24 protein-coding genes and 3 pseudogenes are annotated in these 20,516 nt (G+C 57.3%); 6 read left to right on the forward strand and 21 right to left on the reverse strand.

What is annotated here, in order from left to right; all coding sequences use genetic code 11:
• Position 1: 1 nt before the first annotated feature.
• Genes KI235_RS10870 through KI235_RS10910 form a run of 9 tightly spaced genes read right to left on the reverse strand, consistent with a single transcriptional unit; the run spans position 2 to position 7,463 of the window.
• The gene (locus KI235_RS10870; RefSeq protein WP_212795693.1) at positions 2-2,755 is read right to left on the reverse strand and encodes a conjugative transfer ATPase; all 2,754 of its coding nucleotides are present in this window, start codon (positions 2,753-2,755) and stop codon (positions 2-4) included.
• Entirely contained in the window at positions 2,755-3,171 is a 417-nt protein-coding gene (locus KI235_RS10875) for a TIGR03751 family conjugal transfer lipoprotein (protein ID WP_212795694.1), read from the reverse strand. Before KI235_RS10875 ends, KI235_RS10870 begins: the two co-directional genes overlap by 1 nt.
• On the reverse strand, positions 3,134-4,651 hold the full coding sequence (locus KI235_RS10880) for a TIGR03752 family integrating conjugative element protein (protein WP_212795695.1): 1,518 nt from the start codon (positions 4,649-4,651) through the stop codon (positions 3,134-3,136). Before KI235_RS10880 ends, KI235_RS10875 begins: the two co-directional genes overlap by 38 nt.
• A complete protein-coding gene (locus tag KI235_RS10885; protein ID WP_212795696.1) occupies positions 4,641-5,453 on the reverse strand; it encodes a TIGR03749 family integrating conjugative element protein in 813 nt (270 codons plus the stop codon). The genes KI235_RS10880 and KI235_RS10885 overlap by 11 nt, the downstream gene beginning before the upstream one ends.
• Positions 5,450-6,091 (reverse strand): PFL_4703 family integrating conjugative element protein, encoded by a 642-nt coding sequence (locus KI235_RS10890; RefSeq protein WP_212795697.1) that lies wholly within the window; start codon positions 6,089-6,091, stop codon positions 5,450-5,452. Before KI235_RS10890 ends, KI235_RS10885 begins: the two co-directional genes overlap by 4 nt.
• Positions 6,088-6,501: a TIGR03750 family conjugal transfer protein gene (locus KI235_RS10895; RefSeq protein ID WP_212795698.1), complete on the reverse strand. Its 414-nt coding sequence runs from the start codon at positions 6,499-6,501 to the stop codon at positions 6,088-6,090. Before KI235_RS10895 ends, KI235_RS10890 begins: the two co-directional genes overlap by 4 nt.
• A 7-nt stretch (positions 6,502-6,508) precedes the next feature.
• Positions 6,509-6,880, reverse strand: coding sequence for a TIGR03745 family integrating conjugative element membrane protein (locus KI235_RS10900; RefSeq protein ID WP_212795699.1), 372 nt, complete (start codon positions 6,878-6,880; stop codon positions 6,509-6,511).
• A 17-nt stretch (positions 6,881-6,897) separates the two neighbouring features.
• Positions 6,898-7,137, reverse strand: a complete 240-nt coding sequence (locus KI235_RS10905; RefSeq protein WP_039011262.1) for a TIGR03758 family integrating conjugative element protein — start codon at positions 7,135-7,137, stop codon at positions 6,898-6,900.
• On the reverse strand, positions 7,134-7,463 hold the full coding sequence (locus tag KI235_RS10910; RefSeq protein WP_039011263.1) for an RAQPRD family integrative conjugative element protein: 330 nt from the start codon (positions 7,461-7,463) through the stop codon (positions 7,134-7,136). Before KI235_RS10910 ends, KI235_RS10905 begins: the two co-directional genes overlap by 4 nt.
• A 319-nt stretch (positions 7,464-7,782) precedes the next feature.
• Here KI235_RS10910 and KI235_RS10915 point away from each other — a divergent pair, with 319 nt between their 5' ends.
• The 5 genes and pseudogenes from KI235_RS10915 to KI235_RS30375 all read left to right on the forward strand — a co-directional run.
• Positions 7,783-8,556, forward strand: coding sequence for a toll/interleukin-1 receptor domain-containing protein (locus KI235_RS10915; RefSeq protein WP_039011266.1), 774 nt, complete (start codon positions 7,783-7,785; stop codon positions 8,554-8,556).
• An 11-nt stretch (positions 8,557-8,567) separates the two neighbouring features.
• Positions 8,568-9,026, forward strand: a complete 459-nt coding sequence (locus KI235_RS10920; protein ID WP_212795700.1) for a hypothetical protein — start codon at positions 8,568-8,570, stop codon at positions 9,024-9,026.
• 138 nt (positions 9,027-9,164) lie between these two features.
• Positions 9,165-9,512, forward strand: a complete 348-nt coding sequence (locus KI235_RS30370) for a competence protein CoiA family protein (RefSeq protein ID WP_244864291.1) — start codon at positions 9,165-9,167, stop codon at positions 9,510-9,512.
• 335 nt (positions 9,513-9,847) lie between these two features.
• Positions 9,848-10,186 carry a hypothetical protein gene (locus KI235_RS10930; RefSeq protein ID WP_039011268.1) on the forward strand — a complete coding sequence of 113 codons (339 nt, stop codon included), beginning with the start codon at positions 9,848-9,850 and terminating at the stop codon, positions 10,184-10,186.
• A gap of 15 nt (positions 10,187-10,201) precedes the next feature.
• A pseudogene (locus KI235_RS30375) lies at positions 10,202-10,382 on the forward strand (hypothetical protein); the annotation flags it as partial.
• 110 nt (positions 10,383-10,492) lie between these two features.
• Here KI235_RS30375 and KI235_RS10935 read toward each other — a convergent pair.
• The 12 genes and pseudogenes from KI235_RS10935 to KI235_RS10990 all read right to left on the reverse strand — a co-directional run bounded on the left by KI235_RS10935 (position 10,493) and on the right by KI235_RS10990 (position 20,029).
• Positions 10,493-11,223, reverse strand: a pseudogene (locus KI235_RS10935) (TIGR03747 family integrating conjugative element membrane protein).
• A gap of 89 nt (positions 11,224-11,312) precedes the next feature.
• Entirely contained in the window at positions 11,313-13,418 is a 2,106-nt protein-coding gene (gene traD / locus KI235_RS10940; protein WP_212795701.1) for a type IV conjugative transfer system coupling protein TraD, read from the reverse strand.
• A 9-nt stretch (positions 13,419-13,427) separates the two neighbouring features.
• Positions 13,428-13,943, reverse strand: coding sequence for an integrating conjugative element protein (locus tag KI235_RS10945; RefSeq protein WP_212795702.1), 516 nt, complete (start codon positions 13,941-13,943; stop codon positions 13,428-13,430).
• Positions 13,940-14,488 carry a lytic transglycosylase gene (locus tag KI235_RS10950; RefSeq protein ID WP_212795703.1) on the reverse strand — a complete coding sequence of 183 codons (549 nt, stop codon included), beginning with the start codon at positions 14,486-14,488 and terminating at the stop codon, positions 13,940-13,942. Before KI235_RS10950 ends, KI235_RS10945 begins: the two co-directional genes overlap by 4 nt.
• Entirely contained in the window at positions 14,470-15,189 is a 720-nt protein-coding gene (locus KI235_RS10955) for a TIGR03759 family integrating conjugative element protein (RefSeq protein WP_212795704.1), read from the reverse strand. Before KI235_RS10955 ends, KI235_RS10950 begins: the two co-directional genes overlap by 19 nt.
• A 9-nt stretch (positions 15,190-15,198) precedes the next feature.
• Positions 15,199-15,870, reverse strand: coding sequence for a chemotaxis protein (locus KI235_RS10960; RefSeq protein ID WP_212795705.1), 672 nt, complete (start codon positions 15,868-15,870; stop codon positions 15,199-15,201).
• Positions 15,867-16,406 carry a PilL N-terminal domain-containing protein gene (locus KI235_RS10965; RefSeq protein WP_212795706.1) on the reverse strand — a complete coding sequence of 180 codons (540 nt, stop codon included), beginning with the start codon at positions 16,404-16,406 and terminating at the stop codon, positions 15,867-15,869. The genes KI235_RS10960 and KI235_RS10965 overlap by 4 nt, the downstream gene beginning before the upstream one ends.
• An 89-nt stretch (positions 16,407-16,495) precedes the next feature.
• Entirely contained in the window at positions 16,496-17,260 is a 765-nt protein-coding gene (locus tag KI235_RS10970; protein ID WP_212795707.1) for an ABC transporter substrate-binding protein, read from the reverse strand.
• A gap of 52 nt (positions 17,261-17,312) precedes the next feature.
• Positions 17,313-17,807, reverse strand: a complete 495-nt coding sequence (locus tag KI235_RS10975; protein ID WP_212795708.1) for a JAB domain-containing protein — start codon at positions 17,805-17,807, stop codon at positions 17,313-17,315.
• 100 nt (positions 17,808-17,907) lie between these two features.
• Positions 17,908-18,164, reverse strand: a pseudogene (locus tag KI235_RS10980) (hypothetical protein).
• 71 nt (positions 18,165-18,235) lie between these two features.
• Positions 18,236-18,817: an STY4534 family ICE replication protein gene (locus KI235_RS10985; protein ID WP_212795709.1), complete on the reverse strand. Its 582-nt coding sequence runs from the start codon at positions 18,815-18,817 to the stop codon at positions 18,236-18,238.
• A gap of 870 nt (positions 18,818-19,687) precedes the next feature.
• Positions 19,688-20,029: a helix-turn-helix transcriptional regulator gene (locus tag KI235_RS10990; RefSeq protein ID WP_039011292.1), complete on the reverse strand. Its 342-nt coding sequence runs from the start codon at positions 20,027-20,029 to the stop codon at positions 19,688-19,690.
• A 209-nt stretch (positions 20,030-20,238) separates the two neighbouring features.
• Here KI235_RS10990 and KI235_RS10995 point away from each other — a divergent pair, with 209 nt between their 5' ends.
• Positions 20,239-20,496, forward strand: coding sequence for a hypothetical protein (locus KI235_RS10995; protein ID WP_039011294.1), 258 nt, complete (start codon positions 20,239-20,241; stop codon positions 20,494-20,496).
• The last annotated feature ends 20 nt before the right edge of the window (positions 20,497-20,516 follow it).

Consider the following 20,516-nt stretch of genomic DNA (forward strand, 5'->3'; position numbering starts at 1 on the left):
CCTATGCGGGTTCTATGCCTCGCGCTCTATCGATCCGTTCAGCTACCCGGTAAGCGGCTTCCAACTCCGAACAGCCAATGTTCTGCATCAATGTCCATCGCTCTGCTTTTTCCTCAGGTTCCGTCATGGCCAGGGCGAGGTAAAGGCTGGGCGGCACGGCTCGAAACAGCGTTTCGAGTTTCTTCGACAGCACCACTCCCTCGGTATATTTCCCCGGTTCTTTGCTGGCTGAGAGCAACAAAGATTTCTGTGCAGGCGTGAGCTTCTTGAAGCGTGCTATTTCTTCGATTTCCGCGGGCGGCATGTTCAAACAAATCCACCATTCGATCATGTTCAGCATGGTCTGCGCAGCGGAAGGAAAGTCGGCAAGGTTTTGCGTCGCCAGCCAGAACCAGGCTCCGAGCTTGCGCCACATCTTGGTTCCCTTGACCACGAATGGCGCCAGCAGCGGGTTTTTGGTGATGATATGGCCCTCGTCAGTGACCATGATGATCGGTCGGCCCAGGTACTGGTCGCGCTCGGCCAGGTTGTTCACGGTGTTCATCAGGCTGATGTAGCTGATGGACATCTGGGCCTCGTAGCCTTCGCGAGCGTAAGTGGCGAGATCGACAATGGTCACATCGCTTTCGGGCCAAGGTGTGCCTTCGCGATCGAACAGTTCACCCTCGAAACCCTGGCAAAACAGGTCGATAGACTCTCCCATTTCTTGGGCACGCTCACGACGCTTCTCCGGCAAGTGCGTATCGGCGGCGACTCGCAGCAACGCGTCGCGCACGTCGCGGGTCAGTACCTGGCGAATCGCCGCGGCACAGGTCTGCGCCGCATCGAGAATGCACTCGCGGATCAGACTGCGATCGGCTCGACTCAGGCGCGCCTCTTCCTTAGCCTCGCCGCCGGTGATCATCAGCCGGGCGGTGATTTCCAGTTCGCCAAGAACATCGCGTTGGTCTTCGCGACTTGCTACCGCCTCATCGTCCAGCTCATCAATCGACAGACTCGCCACCTGATCCGGTTGCTCGACCAGGCGCCAGGCATCGGCGAACGGGGCGAGACTGACCGAGGCGCCAGGTTTTAATTGGACCTTATTGACCGACAAGCCCTGAGTTGCGAAGTAATCACCCTGCAAGCCGAATGAGTTGCCGGCCTCGACGATAAACAGGCGAGGGCGGTACACGGCCATGACCTGCATCAGCAGAGTGACCAGGGTGGCCGACTTGCCGGCGCCGGTGGGGCCGAACAACAGCAGATGGCCGTTCATGGCCCTGTCCAGACGTGATAACGGGTCAAAGCTCAACGGCGAGCCGCCACGATTGAACAGGGTTATGCCCGGGTGGCCGGTACCGGTGCTGCGACCCCACACCGGGACCAGATGCGCCAGGTGCTGGGCGAACATCAGTCGCGTGTACCAGTTGCGCGTGTCGCGGGCCGGGTTGTAAGCCATTGGTAGCCAACGCAGGTAACTGTTGCAGGCGGCGACCTCATCGCCTTCGCGTACCGGTTGCAGGCCCGCACCCAGCAGTGCGCTGGCCAGGCTGACCGAGCGCTGGTGCAATTGCTGCTCATCGTGACCGCGTACGTAAAACGCCAGGGTGCCCCGGTACAGCTTGTGCTGGCGGCCGATGATCGCGCGAGCCTCTTCAACATCCTGGCGGGTCTGGGTCGAGGCCAAGTTTTCACCGATGGCTTTGCGTGCCAGGCGGTTCAGCTGCTCCTCGAGCACATCTTGGGGTTTGACCACCAGGGTCAGACTCATCACCGTGCCTTCGGGTAACTGGTCGAACAGCGCATTGACTGCATCGCCCTTGCGGGTTTCTCCGGTGAGTTGGCCAATCGACGGTGCCCGCCGCAGTTTGTCCACCACCATCACCCGATGGGGTTGCCCATCGAAAAACCAGAGTCCCTGTTGCACATCCGAACGCGGTTCGTTGAAAAACAGCCGCTCGGCGAAGTCGTGATCGAAGGGCAGTTCCAGCGACTCGCCATCACCTGACTCCGGATAGGCCACGCATTGGTAGAAATCCTCGAGCGCTTTATCCGTGAGCCTGGGTGCCGGATTGAACCAGGGCAACAACCAAGCATACAGACCGTGGCCATCGACTCGCGCCGATTGCACCCCGCATGCCTGCAACGAAGCCACGATACGTTCGCAAGCCTGTTGCAGGGATTGCACCGGGGTAAGTCCCATCTCCTCAATGCCAGCCTCAAGCCAGCGATAGATTACCAGGCGCACCCGCCGATTATTGCCACGCCAGGGTAGGCGCGTGACGGCCTTGTCTTCGAACAGACCTCCCGGCTTGGCGATGGCCTTCAGGTGACGACGACTGAGTTCCAAAAACGTTTCGGTGAAGACCGTGCCTCGCGCGCTGTCTTGAATATAATCGGTGAGCCGCGTCAGGTAGGGGGTGAAATCGTTATCGTCCTGGCAGAAAAACTGCGCCACCCAAGGCGCTTGGTCCAGTTCGTCAAAGCTATCCTGCAGGGCGTCTTCGAGGGCATCGCGGGCTGTCACAAGCCAATCGGGTTCGCGCCCTTCAGTGCCGATGGGCAGCAACTCGAACACCGCGCCCACCGAGCGATTGTCATCCAGCAGAAAACACTGCTCGGTGTCGAGGTACTCGACCCAAGGCAGGTGATCGGTGAAGCTGGGGTTGTGCGCGTAGAGTGCAGCTTCATCGGCCAGGGTCGCGCGAGGGCGCAATGGGTTGCGCCAGGCCTTCCACGCAGAAGTGCGCTTGCCCGAATCGGCGGTACGCACTACAGGTCTTCCTGACGTTCACCCGGCAATGCGTACTGCACCCGTTGGTAGAACGGAAAGACGGTGGAGTAACCCGGGACCGGCGCTTGTTCGGTACCACTCAAATGCGGATACACGTACAGAACCAGATCGGGATTGGGCAGGCGAGGGAACAAATTGTGGATCTCGTTCGTCGCTGTGCGCGTGTACGGTTCCTGGAGAGCCACGGAGAAATCTGCCTGGTCCAGCGGACGGCGTAACTGCTCCCGAGCATCCAGCAGTTGCTGCTGAGTACCTTGCGAACCGGCGCCGTTCCAGATCTCCAGCATGGTTTGCTCGCCATGGGGCAGTAGCGTCTCCTTGTCGGTGGAGCACCCCGTCAGGACTAAGCAAAGCACGCTAATCCAGGTCAGGCAGAGAAGCATGGTTTTTTTCATGGCGAACGCTCCGGCCCTTGGGCTCGTAGTCGATGGTGATTTCATGATCGAGGTGCAGGGCGACCTGTGCAGCCGGTGGCACGTACACAGCAGCAAAGGTCTCGCCATAGAGTTTGTTGATCCACTCACGGATGTCGCTGACCCCACCACTGAGAATTGAATTCAGCGCGCTATTGCCACTACTGCTGGTGACCCCGAGCGTACTGCCGCCCGAACTGATCACGCTGCTGTTGTTCTGCTCATCCCCAAGCAAGGCGGCGACACCGGCGCCGGCGGCAGTGATCAAGCTCTGGCTGCCGAGGTACTGTTGAGCGTTTGAGCGGCGCTCACCAGCGATGCAAGGAATGCCATACGGATCGGACAGGTAACCGAGTCCGCCGCGAATCTTGTCGGTGTTTGAGCTCTGGGTGGTAGAGGCATTGCGACTAGCTACTGCCTTCGGCTGAGGCACCGTGCGGATGGTGCCATCGGTAAACACAAAGGTAATTGACTCGACCTGTCCGCGTACGCAAGACAGAGTCCAGTCACCGGACGCCGTGCCGCTCATTACAGCGCCCGCAACATCCGGCAGGTCGATGCCGTTGGCGGTCAGGTTCTCCGGACCAACCAGCACCTTGAAGGGGTAGGGATCATTCACGGTGCCGTCCACTGGGATTCGGCCGATCAGCGCGGTCATGGCTACCGAACCCATCAATGTTGCGTTTTCGGGAATGGTGTAAACCGGCTTCGCGCCTTCGGTACGCTCAGCGGAGCGTGTCTGGTCGCGTTCACCCTTGGTGACCTCGCGTAACTGCTTTTGGCTGCGGTCGATGGCATTGTCCTTCAAACCCTCCGGTGAGTTGAAGGCAGTAGGCAAACTCAGGGCGGACATGGTCTTCGTTTTGCCCTGGGCGTCGGTGGGCAGAGCATCCGAGGGCTCAATCCACTGCAGTGCATCATTGACAGAATGCTGCCGTTCGAACTGGGAGCCGTCGCCCGGCTCAAGCCCCAGTCCGATAGGCATATCCTTGTCTTTGCCGGTCAGCCCCGATAGCTGCTCCTGCAATTGCGTCAGCAGACCGCGAGCCTGACGACTGTCTTGTTCCGCTTTGAGTCGGGCCTCGTTGGTTTGTCGGCGACCTTCGTCGACCTGTTGAGTCACGCTGCCAAGCGCCGTCTGGATACGCGAATCGACACTGTTTTCCCGCTCGCGCAGACGATTGTTTTCCGTCTGAAGCGAGTCGTTGTGTTTTTTCAGGCCGAGCATGTCGCTGCGCATGGCCTTCACCTGGCCGATCAGGGTGGCGACCGTATCGCGTGGGGTATCGCCAGCAACGCCGAGCGACTTGGCTTGCTCGGCGGATAACTGAAGATTGCTTTGATCAACCGAGTGCTCTGGAGAGGGAGTGCTACTTCCCGCGACCCAGGTTTTCAGGATGATCAGCGCCACGCCCAACAGCGCAGCCGGTACCAGCCATTTGAGCAATGCGTTAGCCTTCATCACCAGCACCTCGCGCGACGGGCGGAAGTAGCACGGCGTGTTCGAGGCCGGCACCGCGAGTGACGAGGTAGGCGATCGTGGTGTCTTCTGCACTGCCGACCTGCCCGAGGAAAGCATGCTGGAAAGCCGTGGCGAACAGCTTGGCCTGAAGTCGACGTGGATCGAGTTGCACCCTCTCTGAACCACGATTGCGCAACTTCACCGCCGTCACCCAGTAATCACCGAATCGCCAGGCGGCGATGGGTGTGCTGGACACGTTTTCGGTCGGCAGCAAGGTTGGCAGTTCGCTGCGCAGCTTGAGCGGGACGCGGCGTACGCCGGGTAGGGACTCCACGGTGCGTAGCGGCGCGTACAGGCTTTGCGCAGCGTAGCGCGTCAAAGCGACTGGGATTGGCGTACGTTCTGGAAGAGGGACGCTTTTAGATTCAGCCTCAGTAGCCTGCACCGAAGCATTCTTGAGAATACGCACGGGCTCCAGCGGTTGATCGCCAGGCGTGGCTGCGATGTCCAAGAGGATGATCTCGCCCGTCGCGACCGATTGCAGTTGTAATCGCGTAGGTGCAATGGCTTCGGACGCGCGCAGGTACAGCGTGCCACCGGTTGATTGCACACGCAGTTTGCCTGTCAGAGTTGACGGCAGGCCGACTCGAACATCCTCATCGATAAAGACCACTCGTTCCTGATTGGTCACCAGCGGGACCGTGAGAGGGAGGCGTTCCCAGCGCATCAACTCGACGGCCTGCGCTGCACCTCCCCATAGCATCAGTACGATGGCGAGCCCCGGGGGAGACATCCGCTTCATGGCTCACCTCCAGGCAGAGCGATTTTTTGCGGCGTGCCCTGATAACAGTCCAGTGCCAGCCCCCACTTATTGCGTTCGGGATCAAGATCAAAACGAACTACACGTAATGGATAACGCACCACCACCCGTTTCACCGGTTCGGCGGCGTAATACTCATCCGCGTTGAGGTCGAGCTTGACCAGCCAGCTGTCGCGATCGAGTTGCTTGACCCTGAGTTCCGGATCTTCGCTATAGCCTCGACCGAGAATTTCGTAGACGCCACGCACCCGCTGGCGGAGTTCGCCGGCGGCCTTGCGGTATTCGTAGTCGCCATCGAGGAAGGTCTTGCAAGCGGGTGTCAGGTAGGACTGCAAGCTATAGATGGCGCGGCGATAATCCTGCTCGCCATCGGAGGGCCAGCGGTTAAGTTGGCCGAAGATGTACAGGGCAAATGCATAGACATTCTCCGAGGGGATGTCCCACCACTTGCGCGTGCTACCCGAACGCAGGTCCGGGGGCACATGCACGGTCAGATCAGTCGGTGCCGAGCGCCAGCCATACCAAAGTCCAGCACATACCAAGGCGAGGATTACTACAGCCAGGCGCAGACTGAGGATATGAGCCTGTTGGGCATCGACTTTGTTCCGAAATCGGCTCATGACTGCCACCGGGACAGGGCAGGGCGCAATCGGAGCGAACGGCGAACCGTCCAGGCGCCGGAGTGGAGGACCAAATTGCCGCGACCCAGGCGCCAACGGCTGGTCAGTACCCATTCGAGCTTGCGGTACAACCAGGTCTCGGGACGGGCCCGTTTGGCCCGACGCAGTAGCGTGCCACCGGCAAATAACACCACCGTCATGCCTGCGATCATGCCGGTCGGTGCCACGGCAATAGAGGCGGTGGCGATCGCTAGAGGAGCGCCCAACAGCAGACCAATGACGGCGCCGATGCCGAGCGCGACCCACATCTCATCATTGGTCAAACCGCGCAACACGGCGGGATCACGATTGAGTCGCTCAGGCAGAAAGACCAAGGTGCCGTCGGCAAGGTGTTCGATAGTGTCATTCATGTCGATCTCACAGAATCGCGGCTGCCTTGGTCAGGAACCAGATGATGATCACCACCAACAGCGCTCCGATACCAACCACCGCGCCGAGGTCCTTCCAAGTTTTGCGCTGGTTCTGCACGTCGGCATAGACGGTCAGGGAGTGCCAGGCCACACCAAGAAAAGCGAGTAGGGCGATCAGCAGGCCGAGCAGGATGCCGCCGTCGTAGGCGTAGTTTTTGATCGTCTCGATCAACCCAGAACCTTCGCCACGCGAAGGGGCTTCCATGGTGGGAAGCTCGGCAAAAGCCAAACTTGGACCGAGCACCAGCAGCAGACCGATCAAGCGTTGGCTCGTACAATCACGCAGGTTGTTTTTCAGAAGGGCAAGGCACTTGAGCATGGCGGCGATCTCCTGGATTAGGACAGGGTGAAGAACATCAGTACGAGCAGGGCGAGCAAGACGCGCGCGGCGCTGCCGCCGAAGGCTCCAAAGCGCACATTGCCAGCGGCCCAACCACGGTAGGCCGTCCACATCACCCAGGCGCACCAAAGCAAAGCCAGAACGAGAACCAGGGACACCCACAGCGTCGAACTGCTCTGTGCCGAGAAACCGGAGGCGTTTTGGAACGCTGTGATCTGGGCGTCAGTCATGCTCATGGCGAGGACTCCGCGGACGGGATGTCGAGGCGGTAATCGCCGACCAATTCAACGGGGTCGCGTGGTTGAGCGCGGGAAGGGGAGAGATAGCCCTGCACACCAAGACGGATGCGCTGTATGTCTCGAATCAGTCGGTGGTAGTCGAAGCGATAGCGATCGTTGGGTTCAGCCGTGCTGGCTGCCTCAGCTTGCGTTGCAAGGCGTTCGAGAGTGTCTAGCTGCTGCTGGACTAGGCTGAGCTGATCCTGCTCAGATGCGGCATAGCTGCTGCCATGGGCGGTAGCCAGCGAGAGCAGTAACAAGCAGCGAAAGATGGTAGTTGGCATGATGCTGGCCCATATGGATATGGGAGCAGAATCAAGTTAGAGGTTGAGTTTTTCCGTAAGAAACATGAGGTCTGATGAATCGCTTTTTCTGGGGAGCGACTGAGGGTCGCCTTTACACAAGATTGTTTAGGCTTGCCGGTATCGAAGGGGCCAGCGCACAATCAGGCAGGCGTGCCTTGGGAAGCGCCGAGGGATCGACCTGCGACACCTTAGAAAAATATTTGGCATTGAGAGTCTTGAAGCGGTCAAGAAACTCTGTGCGGGCGATCTTGTGCGACTGGGCGACATAGTCTAAGAATCATTTAATGGAAGTTAGCTGATGAGTAAGGTGTTCCTAAGTCATAACCATGCGGACAAACCTTTTACAAGGCGTCTCGCGAACGATCTTCGCCAAGCTGGTCATTCTGTTTGGATTGATGAAGCCGAAATAAACATCGGTGACTCCCTCATAGGGAAAATTCGTGAAGGTCTTGATGAAGTAGATTTTGTGGCAGCGGTTTTAAGTGAGCACTCCATTGGTAGTGTTTGGGTGCAGAGGGAACTGGAGATCGCGTCAAACCGAGAGATTGAGGAGCGCAGAGTGGTTGTCCTGCCACTGTTGGTGCAAAAAGTGGCGCTGCCAGGTTTTCTGAAAGGGAAATTTTACGCTGACTTCACCGATCCCTCGTCTTACAAACCAATGCTTGATCTTCTACTTCGCGCGCTTGGCCCTGCAACGCCGGTAGAAAAGCCCGCAGAAGCTGAGATGGAAGCTCTAAGGAGCGAACTTGCCGTCATGAAGCATGCTTTAGATGATCTTTCTAAACAGAATAAAGCTCATCAGCATTTCTCGCTGATGCATAAGAGCCCCCTACTGGCTGAAGCTGTTGACCGTGCTAACCAGAAATTTCCGAGTCATGCGCCGATCAATAACACATACGCTTTTGAGGTTGGTAACACCGTGGTAACCCTGGATTACCTGCTTTGGGGTATTGGGAAAGCCATGAGAACGGGAGCTCACGTTCTAGAGGCATTGCTTTCAATGCACAACAAGTGGCAAGAGGCTCACTGCATGATCGAAGCATATGACGACCTACTCGCTAGCTATGACTAGGAAACGCGCCGATGAGCATACAACAATCACTCCGCGATTATGAAATCGCCCTCTGCGCAGCAGCTCGCAGAGTCGTAGCGGAAGGACAAAAATGGGCGAGCGACGTACCACAGGATGCTGGTGTTTACGTTCTCTGGAAAGATGCTAGCCCCGTCTACGTGGGGGAAACCTCATCTTTGCGTTCTCGTATGCGGGACTTGACTCGCGTTGAGAACCACACTTTCGCTCGGATTACGTGCGAGCAATTCAGCATAGCGCTTGCGGACAAAGTCGGTTTGCTCGGCGTGCTATCGAAAACCTACACGCTCTCCTTCATCTTGGTGCCCTTCGGCCGAAAGGAAGTTGAGGAATTCCTGATACTACGGTGGCGTTCGAGCCTCTTCAACAAACCAACGACGAGGTTGATGAAGGGCACTCAGTACAGCTGGGTTTCTGCAATCGTATCCAGCCCGGAAGCCTCCCTGATCTAGGAAACTCAATGAAAAAACGATCAGGGTAAGCGCGGTGCGATTTTCCAAGCATGGCGGTTAATGCATCAGCCGAATTGCGAGATTTGGCCGTACCAGGGCGCTGTTTCTTGCGTCCGCGAACTGACTAGGAAAGTCTGAATGCGATATGCCGACGTCAATGGGGTGAAGTCAGAGGCGCAGCCCAAAATGCAAGCTGTATGCCGAGCTTGCGGCGGTGAGCTTGTCGCTAAATGTGGCAAACATGTAATTTGGCATTGGTCTCATCTTTCCTTGGATACCTGTGATCGGTGGTGGGAAACAGAAACGGAATGGCATCGTCGATGGAAGGATCGGTTCCCGAAGGACTGTCAAGAAGTCATTCAATACGATGCACTGACGGGTGAAAAGCACATCTCCGACGTTCGTACAGAGCATGGCGTGGTTGTGGAGTTTCAGCGCTCGACTATCGACCATTCAGAAGTGAAGGCTCGCGAGAGCTTCTACTAGCGAATGGTATGGGTGATCGATGGGGCAAAAAGTGAATTTGATTGTGTGACTTTCTCGAATATGCGCACTCATCCTGATGACGATGGGTTTGCATTTTTTCGATGGTTTGGCAGGAGCAAATTGTTTCATCGCTGGCATACAACTACCCCAGTGTTCATCGATTTTGGTGATCAGTATGGGTTTTGGCGAGTATGTAGATTCGATCCTCAAAACAATGAAGGGGTAGCGCTTCTGGTAGACCGTTCGCTGTTCATCGCGGCGTTGGCTGAAGGGACCTCAGATTTCAGTAGAAATGGTGGGCCAGCATCCGCCTCTTGATTGATAGGAAAATCGATATGAAGCGAGTTTTGCTTGGCTATACGCTGGTGATCGCACTGGTGGGCTGCTCTGATCCTAGTGAAACCTCCAGCGGTACCAGCAAATACGTTGGTGCGTGGAGCAATGAACGCAGCAGCGGAGGATTGAAACTGGTCATCGATCAAGACGGCGGTCACTTTATCGTTAAGGAGTTTTTTGCAAAAAACAATGTTGTGCTCGGGGTAAGTGTTGGTGAGATTGCAGGCGGCTACCTGAACGCCAAGACAGGAATCGGCCCCAAGATTTTTTATTCCGCGAAGGATGACGCTCTGATAATCGAGCCGTCACCCACCTTGTTCTATCGGCTATCCCAGTAACGGAAAAGATCGCCCATAACACAGTTGATTAACGTGATACGTGCAACCGCCACGAAGTGGCGAGCAGGCGATAAGGAGCACCGTGGCGGTGCCGTGCTGGTATGGAATTGCGAAGTGTACGGCTAAAAACGAACTGCGTGATCCGGCAAGCGAGCGCCCAGGAGCCTGCGCCGTGGACAAGGCGGGACTGGTCTTTCCCTATAGACGAAGGCTCAACAACTATAGGACCCAATTCTGGCGCGAACAGTCTTGAACACCTGCGCAAACACCAGCTCCACGAACAACGGAAAAAGCTGAACGAAGCACTTAAAGATATTTTTTGAACGTTGTCGCTGTGATCGCTACTACTGCTCCAAGTATTACTGCACAAGGCAAAAAAATAGCTATGGGATTGAGCGAAAAGGGCAGGGATAGGTAAATAATCCAGGGCACAAGCAATAGTGGTATCACTGCTCGTTTTGCTCGGTGATAGACGAAGCTACTCTCTCGTCCAGCACCAAATTTGCGCAGGTCGCGACGCATCAAACCATCGATAAAACCGGTGAGAGAGGCCAGCAGAAACAAGGGCGTGGCCAGGACCAGAATGGTCAGGCGCACCACGAAGGTAAAGGTCACATACACCGCCGCCAGCACAAAATCTTCAATGCTCACGTAAAACTGGTTGATCCACCCCAGAAGCTTTTGTCCATGCTCGATACCCGCGCCTGCTGGGCAAAATCCGCAAAGCCAGTCTTGACCAGTAACCATTGATTGAGAAAATCCAGTACTTGAACAATCCTTCGCCCGGGTTGTTGGAGGATGAGTGAAGCTTTGAAGTGCTCGCTGAGCCAACCCAGCTCACTATTCAGCATGACCTGGCTGTGTCGCCAACCCTGATCGCCCCAGAACAGCAGCAAACCGGCGAACTCAATGAGGATCGAAAACAGCAACGAGGCGATCAGCAAGCCAATGATGCGTAAGACCAAGCCAATAACCGAGACGATCAATCCCGGGCGCTGGATCGGTTGTGGCGGCGTGTTCTGTACGGAAGTCGCCATCCTTTACTCCATTGCGCACCGTTAAGTTGATGCTGCCACGGCGCCTGCCGAATACGTGTTTGCTGAATCAAAACCTGTAGCGGGGCGGGCTACCCCACCTGATCCAGATCGAAGTTTGTGGTTGGACCGCCACCGCTTGCGCTCCACCATTGACCCGCCTGTTCGTTATAAATGGCCCGCATCCGTTGGGTAAGCTCCTGCAGGTCCTTGGGCATAGCATCGTCGTTGGAGGGTTTTGGCAACGGCATGCGGACTTTCCAGAGCTGGCCACCGGCCTGGAGGGAGAACATCTGCCCTTTGGGCAAACTGACGATGTGCGCCGGCTCGATCAGCGGCACGCTGGTGCTGCTGACATGGTCCTGTGAGGACGACGTGAAGTCCGTGTTGGCCTCAGGATCGGAGGTGTCGGTGGCACCCGACACCAGGGTCTTGGTCAGCACGTTAACCTTGGGCAACTGCTGGGTTAGTAGTTCAGCCGTAGGAGTTTCGCGCACCCGGAGGATTTGAAGGGTGTTGAAGTTACCAATGACTTGGCCGGCCTTGGCGCGGTTACCAATGCGTGCTTCGATATCGCTGAGGGTTTGGGTATAGGCCGTCACCTGGATGCCAGCTCCGCCACCCTTGTTGATCAGTGGGATGAACTCGTCGCCCATCAACTCGTTGAACTCATCGGCATGCAGGTTGATCGGCAGCTTGTCACCGCTGCTGCCCGATGCGGGCAAACCGTGGTCAATGCCATGTTTGTAGATGTGGCCCGCGACCGAGACCAAGTCGGCGAACATGGAGTTGCCGACGGCGGCAGCCACCTCGGCATCGGTCAGTGCATCCAGGCCGACGTAAACGATGCCGCGTTTTCGGATGATCTGCATCCAGTCGAAGATCGGCCGCGGGTCATCTAAATCGGTGTAGTTGGGGGCCAGTAACTGGGCAGTCTTGCCGGTGGTGAGTTTCTCCAGCAGCGGCAGTAGCGAGGCAACGATTTTGTCGAAGTAAGTACGGTCGTAGCGTACAGCCGAACGCAGCCCGTCCATTACTGGATCAAATACCCGCTTCACCGCCAGGTACTGCTCGATGGCCACCACGCGTTTTTCGCGTCCCACCATATGCCTGGGAATATTTTTCTCGGTGAGCTTGCCTTCAAGCTGGACGATCACTTCCCATGCTTTTGGATTAGTTCTGGCGAAAAATTGCTGGGCATACTCAATGAACAATGCGTCGATGTTGACCACATGCCGTTGGATTTGCAGGTAGTCCGGACGTCGGCCCAACTCGATCAGGGCGCGGGCGATGATGTTGACGAAACGCCAGGCGAACTCGCGAAACGCCGCCGAGTTACCTTCGCCACTGAGCTGCCCAGCGATGCGCGACGCCACTTCCGAGATTCGCCCGAAACGTCCCACGGCGTTGTAGCGGGCGGAGATCTCCGGCCAACCCAGATGGAACACATAAAACTCTTTCTCCCGACCGGCGCGTTTGGCTTCTACGTACATGCGCTTGAGCAGGTCGGCATCGCCCTTCGGATCGAAGACAATGACGACCTCATGTTCGACGCGATGGATGTCTTGGGTGATGTACACCTCGGCGAGCCGCGTCTTGCCAACACGGGTCGTGCCCAGCACGAGGGTATGTCCGACTCGTTCACCCAGCGGCAGACTGACTTCCGTTTCGTCGGGCTCAACACCATGCAACAGCGGTGAGCCACCGACTGGGTGTAAAGGGCGCAACGGATTAAAGGCGCTGTCCCAGGCCGTGACACGGGCCAGTGTCGAGAGCGGAAACGGTGCATGTTCTAGGCGACGTTCGAGTCCACGTGCCAGGCGGTAACGGGTCGGTTGGTCGACGTAGTGAGCGACGGCCGGATCCTGGGCCTCGACTAAGCGCTGGGTGTGCAGGCGGGTCCAGCGAAAGCCTCGGCCCATGAACAGACGTTTGCGGCTCACCGGAATCTGCCGGCTGGTCAGTTCGTAGCGGGGCAGCCGGCGGATATTGCGCCGATAGCGCAACACCTCCCAGGCTTGTCGGAGGCGGATCAAACCGAACAGGGCGTAGGCCAGAGCCGCAATCAGACCGAGTTCGGGTGATAGCGCCACGGCCCAGGGCGAATACACGCATAACACCGCCGCGGCGACGCAGATCGCCACGGTATACAGCTCGACCGCGGGCCGGAGCTTGGACTCCATCGCATGCTCGGCCATGATCCAGACTCACTGTTCCAGTGAGGTGGCTGTGATTAAGACAGGATAGTGCTCAATTTTCAGGCGAGAGGCGATGTCGTTGCCGTTGACCGGCAGGATGGTGATGCCCGGCGCGGCTGCTCGAATTCGGGCCAGGGCTTCCGTATCGGTCACTTCGACGGCGAGGCCGGCCGCCTGCATTTCTTGCAGTTCAGTCGCACGCTGATGCAGCCAAGCCAACGATTGGGGATCCTCCCCGACAAGGAAAAATGGCTGCAAGCCCGGCATGTCCAGGGTGCGAGTTGTGATTTGGCCTGGGCTCAAGTGAGAGCTGCGCACGGGCAGTATCCAGGTTTCATCGGCAAATGCAGATAGGTCTGCATGTATGGCCCGAGCAGGCTGGGTCTTGTTGTTTATTGGCGGCCTGGAAGCTTCAAACTGGGGGCGGGTGAAACCGCCAGGCTGAACTTCTGCAAACGACAGTCCCGGCTGGACGAGCGCAGCCAAGAGCACGGCGAAGTAATACGCACTGGGAATTCGCTTCATGGTGGTGTGCCCTGTTTAAAGGAAACCTGCAGTCGTTCGAGTTGTTGAGAAAAACCGGCGCGGTAGCGCGCGGCCGGCGTTCCTCCTGCCGGGCGGTGATATCGGCCAGCAGCTGACACCCAATCACCGGTGACGGCGTGATGCTCTTGCAGCAGCGCGGCAGTTACGGCCAGATTGCGGTAGGGTTCAAGGGCTTCGCAGGGACTGGAAAAATGCTGTCCGTGATAACCCAGGTTGATTTGCCCAAGCCCCGCATCGACGCGCTTGGCGTCATACCGAGCAAGCGCCTGAAGCAAGGCGTGACAGGCGGTCTGACGATTGGCGAAACGGTAAGAGCTACCGGCAATATTCAGCGTCCAGGGCCAGGGCAGCAGTCGACCACGGAGGCGGGCGCCACTCTCCTGCAGGGCAATCGCGAACAACACCATGGAAGGGATGTTGGCGTCATGCGCCACCAGTTGATAAGCCGGAGGTGGAAGTTCGTCCGCCCGAACGGCGAGCACTGTCAGCAGGGGCGCAATAGCAATCAATCGAGACGTTGCCATTGTCCATTCACCTGTTTAAATGTGACGGGTAATGGTCTCGGGGCTCCCAGGCTGAACCAGCGACCACGGTCATGGTTCAGTGTGATCTGCCGGCGTTGGACCTTGCCCGGATCGATGTCCGCTTGCCGAGCCCAGCGACGGACGCGTTCATCCTCGCCTTGGCTGCCCACCAGATAAATATCAAGCGCCGTATCACTGCTTTGCAGACGCTGCGCTTCGGCGGTGCACGCAGGGCAATGATCTTCGACAAACAGAGCACGGCGCGGCTCTACCGGTGAGCTAGCGGCGGGCGGGGATGCCATACCCTGAATCGGCAACAGTCCAGGAAGCAGCTTGGCCCAAGCTGCGGTGTAGGCGTTTTGGTAAGCCAACTCGCGCTCGGCACGTTTGGCTTCCAGCGCTACCTGCAATTCGGCATAGCGCTGACGCTCTTGGTCGTTCTCTGCTTCGACGCCGAGTGCAGTCAGCGGATCGAGATTTGGGCTCCAGTAACCACGCGGGCCGGCTTGGATCTGTTCGAAGCGTGTCCACTCCTGCTCCGTCAGCCCCCAGCCTGCCGCCTGTTCAGAGTGCGAACGCTCCAGCGGAGCAGACTGCGTGTCCTGGGTTCGTGACGGTGTCGTGACGGGGTTGCCCAGCGCAGCGCCCGTGCTCAGCAATGAAATGAAACAGACGATGGGGCTCAGCGGAGCTCTGTTCATGATCGCTTCTCAAGGGAGGTGCACGGTCTGGTCTGAGTGAGCGTTCACCGCGAAGATAGCCGCGTTCGGCTCCAGCACCTTCAGTTGCCATGTGCCGAACTGCTCGCCGTTGTGCAGCAACTGGATATCATTGAGCGAGCGACTGTCAGGAGGTGCGACCGCCAGAAAGCGCTCGCCACCACGGGACTCGACGCTCAACACTGAAAATGGCGGCAGGAGCGGGGCAGGCTTGGGCTGAGCGGTTTTTTTCGGCTTGGCCGAGGAAGGCGTCGGTGGTGGGAGTGGTGGCTGGCTTTTGAGGTCCAGGAGTTGCTGCTCGACGTGCTCAAGTCGTGCGCGTAGCGCGATCATGTCGGGTTCGGTAGCACGGGCTGCCAGACCATCGCGCAGTTCCTGTATCTCCTGCGCCCATTGATCCAACATCGGATCGAGGGTATTGGCCTGTTGCTCACCGGTATCGACCATCTGCTTCAGGTCTTTCAGTGCGTACTGCAGCTTCTCCTGTGCATCCAAGAGGGTGCTTGAATCACGTTGCAGGGCATTTAGGGTCTGTAGGCGTTGGGCGTTCGCATTTTCCAGCTCGGTCACGCGTTGATACTGGTTATACAAGCCACCACTCAGCCCGGAGACCGCCAGACAAAGTGAGCCGACAATGAGGGTTTGAAACGTCGAGGCTTTCATGGGCGTGCCTCCGGCTGATGGGCCGCGCTGGGTGCGAGCCGCACGACGGCAGCATTTTTTAGCCGTTCGAAGCAGACCGAACGGCTGACCTCATCGACCATGAGTTGCCAGGCGGGGCCAGCCAGTACTTGTAGCGCGTTGCGAAGTGAGATCGGGCCGAGCCGGTAATGGGCGGCGGGCAGAGGCCGGGTAAACATTATTTTTACTGGTTCGGCAGCAGGGCAGAGCGAATAACCTGAGCGCTTCAGCACGTAGTGCATCGCTTCCTGTACCGAGGGATTCAGGTTGGACGGAATGCTCACGTCAACGATTTGAGCGAGAAGATCACGTTGCTCTGCCGCGGGCTCGGTGCTGACCAGCGTATAGCGGCCATAGCGGAGCTCTGTCGGGTGACTCTCTTCGGCTGTACTCCTCGAAAGCTGGGCCCGATTGGAACCACCGGTATTCTCTGGACTAGTCGGCAATGGGGTGGGGATCTGCGCCGTGCAGGCGCTCAATAAACCCAGCAGGCAGATAGGCGTGAAAAAACGCTCCATGGAAAAAACCTCATGTCAGATTCAGTGCAGAACCTGACATGAGGTGAAGGAGCGATTCAGTGAGTAAGTTGATTCAAGACGGGTCGTGTTTAAGTTGAACGCGTTGCTATTTCGTCATAAATGGCGAGCCCATCCAAGACGGCAGCGTCGGGGTCGAAAATCACTAACCTCACGTCCGCCAATGCCGCCAGATACAGTACGTTGACCAAGGCCTTCGGCGCACCGGCGTCGAGCTGTTCTTGCCTCAACGACGAGTAAGGATTGCCCTCGATCTTAACCAAATTATCGTCAGTCCAGGGCGTGCCGATCAGCTTACATCCGAAGCCATTGCAGTCTCTCAGGGCGAAGGGTTCAAACAGCAGACCGGTTGGTCCAGTGTTGAAACTGCCAGCTCGGTGTTCCAAGTAGCGCAATGCATCTTCAGTGAGGTGTGCGGTACTGATTTCCCAGGCTCGACTGTAGTGTCCCGTTTCGAAGTTTAAGCGATGGACCATGGCTTGGGCTTCTTCGAGGGAGTACAGATCGCCGACGTGATGCCGCTCGCTGAGCATTTCACCATTCACGGCGTAGATCACTTGGCGCACCAGCCCGGTGGATTGGCAACGTTCATCCAACTCATCCGGAATCGATTGGTCTTCGCTGAGTATGGCGAAATCATCGCAGAACAGGCATGGGAACAGTTCTAGCGCATCGTCGGGAAGATGAGCTTGTGAGTCGTGTACGGAGCGAAAGCAGGGAGGGCAGTCGTTCGCGTAGGTGATCAGCAGCAGCCGTTCGATAGATAGATTGTCATAGCCGCGAGCGAATGGGTTTGAGGCCCCTAGCATGGCTGGGGTTTGGGTAGTGGAGTTCATGAGTATTCTCCAGGATGAAAATGAACAAGGCGCCCGAAGGCGCCTGTGAGGGTTAAAGCCAACCGTACTCGGCAAGAGAAAGTGGGCGGCCTTCACCCACGATGAAGTGATCCAGTACGTGAACTTCGATCAACGCCAAGGCCTCCTTCAAACGTGCGGTCAAGACGCGATCTGCCTGGCTGGGTTCCGTACAACCCGAGGGGTGGTTGTGGACAAAAATGGCGGCTGCTGCGTTATGCGCTAGGGAGCGCTTGACGACTTGGCGGGGATAAACGCTGGCGCCGTCGATGCTCCCGTGAAAGAGGATTTCGAATGCCAGAGCGCGATGGCAAGCATCGAGAAAAATCACACCGAAAACCTCATGCTCTTGGGGTGCAATATGCAGTTTTAGGTACGAGGCCACGGTGTCAGGTGAAGTCAGGCCGGGGCCGCGGGTGAACAGCCGACGATCCAGAATTTGCAGCGCTTCGTCGATCAGCTGGTTTTCCTGGGCGATGCGATCAGTCTCGACATCCGAGGTTTCAATCAGCGTGAATTGGGTGCTCATGGGGTACCTCCGAAGGGAACAATCCGGGGGTACACACTCGAGGGGAGTGGTGTCCCCGAGGTGGATATAGAATGACGGGCATTGCGCGATGACGCGCTGTTTACAGCCGAGTGAATCGGTGGCGTTGTCCATGCAGGTGTGAATCGCAACCGTCGCAGGGCAATGGGGAGAAGGTTCTTATGCCACAGCCAGTTTCGGGGTCGAAGTCGGCACTGATGGCATTAGCCGAACCAGCCCAAGATCGAGGCCGGCGATGCGTTTCTCGATCTCATCCGTCATGTAGTAGAGCGATAACGTGCTGTAGTCCTCGTAAGCCGTAGCGAAGAGGCAGTCGTCGCAAAGCCAGAAGGATTCCATATTGGTTCTCCTGTGCGGATTGAAGAAAAGGCGCTCGATTGAGCGCCTTGATGTAAACATCGTGGAATTGTTCAGGCGGACTGAACAGCACGTGTGGCGACACGGCGGGCCGTGCGGGGAGTGGGTGCAGATTCAGGTTCAATCCTGGATTCTGTTAGGTTTTCGGAATCCTCAGCTTCGGCATCGGCCAATGGTGGGGATGGCTCACTTTTTGGCGCTGGCTCAGCAGGTGCTGTTGCCTCCTGCCTGGCAGGCGCTTTGTATTCGTACGTGCCGTTGACCTTGATCCAGTCGATGTACAGCAGCCGACCTTTCAGGCTGGCGCCCGGCTGGCCTTGTTTATCGCCTTTCTCATAGAGAAATGGGTCAATCCACAGGTCGCCGATACGGAACGACAGCAAGACCTTTTTCTCGGCTTTGACGGCGTCCATATAGAGACGAATCAAGCGTTCAGCTTCGCCTCCAGCGACTTTGCAGTCGAAACGGGTGTACTCGACTGCATCGGTGGCACCGTGCAGGGCTGCGATATCGCAGGCCATGAACGGCTGGCCGCGGCGGACTTGTACTTCACGAACACGGTTGAGGTAGCCGATACCGACGGTGTGCAGATTGAAGTAAGTGGTCGCTTCATGGGATTGGTTGGTGTGGGCCATGGTGGTTCTCCTGTTTCAAGGGAAAACGGCGACGCACAGCCCCCTGAGGGGGAAGTGAGCCCCCGTCAGGGTGGGTTAGGTGAAGGCGAGCGATGAACGACTCGTCACCGGCAAGCCGATGACCATCAGAACGATGCGCCTGGGGAGTAGCGGTGCAGCAGAAGAGAATCTGCAGTAGTGGTCTGCGGACTGGGGATAGTGGGCATTCATCACCGCTGACGCGGTGATCGTGCGAGCCTCCGAATGCTGATCGCACTTGGGTAAACCACCACGAGCGTGGCGTAGCCTTGAAGGTTCAAGCTACCTGGGCTGGGCTGTCAACGACAGCGAACCACACCTTTTGTATAAGCCTGTCATAGGGGAGCGTCAAGACGCCCCAAGCCGTTTTTTTATGGCCGGAATACAGTGGAAATTACTGGACTGAAGAAAGTGAAGAATGGGCCTGGCTAGGGGCCAGGCGAGGAATAGAAAAGCCACCTTAGGCGGTCTGACGCAGTCGACAAGCTCCTCGCAAAACTTGATTTAACAGGGCCATGATTCGCCAACCGACCCTTATCGTGGCCTGGGTCGGAATACGCTGGCACGCATCCGCGCACAAAGGGTGCCCAGTATTTCCCCGGCGGGCTCCGGGACTGAATGCGATCGCGGTAGCGGATGACCGCTGCTGCCTGGCAGAAGCAACAGTGGTCATCCGCCACATTAATCCGGTCGAGCACAAAGCGGGAATGAAATTCCGCAGAAGAGAAGGCTCCGAACTCAGGGAGTCCGACCGAGCTACCCGGAGCGAATCGGTCTTGGGTCGCCGTAGCGATGATGCTGAGGCACTACAGCAGAGCGGGTGTGACGACGTCAAGCCAGTGTGCTGAGAGGTTATTTGCTACTGAGATGAGCGGCCAGCTGTTCGACGGTCGTCAGGATAAAGGCACGGTCGCGTTCTTGAAGGCCGCTCAGCAGGCCCGCGATCATCTGGCCCTGGTCGTTGGGGCGAGTGCTCGACTCCGTCAGCAGTTCATCCATCCGGCAGTCGAAGATGTCTGCCAGTTGCATCAGCTTGACCACGGAAAGCTCCACCACACCCCGCTCAAGGCGCGAAATGGCTTCGCTACCGATCCCCAGTCGTTCAGCCACCTCTTCCTGGGTCAGATTACGCTGGGTGCGGTGCTTCGCGATCATGCGTCCGATTTGGGCTTGGGTTGGATGTTTATGTGCCAAGTGATGAGTTCTCCAATTCAACCCGAATGGTTGAGCAAAGACCCGTTGACATGAACATCCTTAACAGTTGAGTATCGACTTATCGGGTTGTTATATTGACTGAAATACCTGTTTGTCGCGACGTGACATGTGTTCCTTCAGGAATCAGAGCCCGTAGTGACCAGTGAGACTGAGCGGTCTGATAGGACCCAATGGAGGAAAGGTTGAGCATGGATGAGCAACGCGAGAACGACATGGACTTGATCTGGGATCGAACACTGGAGCTGTTCATTAAGATCCATGATTGCCCTGATAACCCCGCACACCTCGACAGCCTTGTTCATTGGCTCAACGAAGATCCTGCTCACCTGAAAGCGTTCAACGAACTGGGGCAGATATGGATCGCGACAGGCATCGCGTTGGCCCGTGAAATCGGACAACCGCTAAGCGACTTGGAGAAGGATCAACTGCCGTTGATGATGCACTGACCCGTACATTAGCCCCCCGA

This window comes from Pseudomonas sp. St386, assembly GCF_018325865.1.
GTDB classification, from domain to species: Bacteria; Pseudomonadota; Gammaproteobacteria; order Pseudomonadales; family Pseudomonadaceae; genus Aquipseudomonas; species Aquipseudomonas brassicacearum.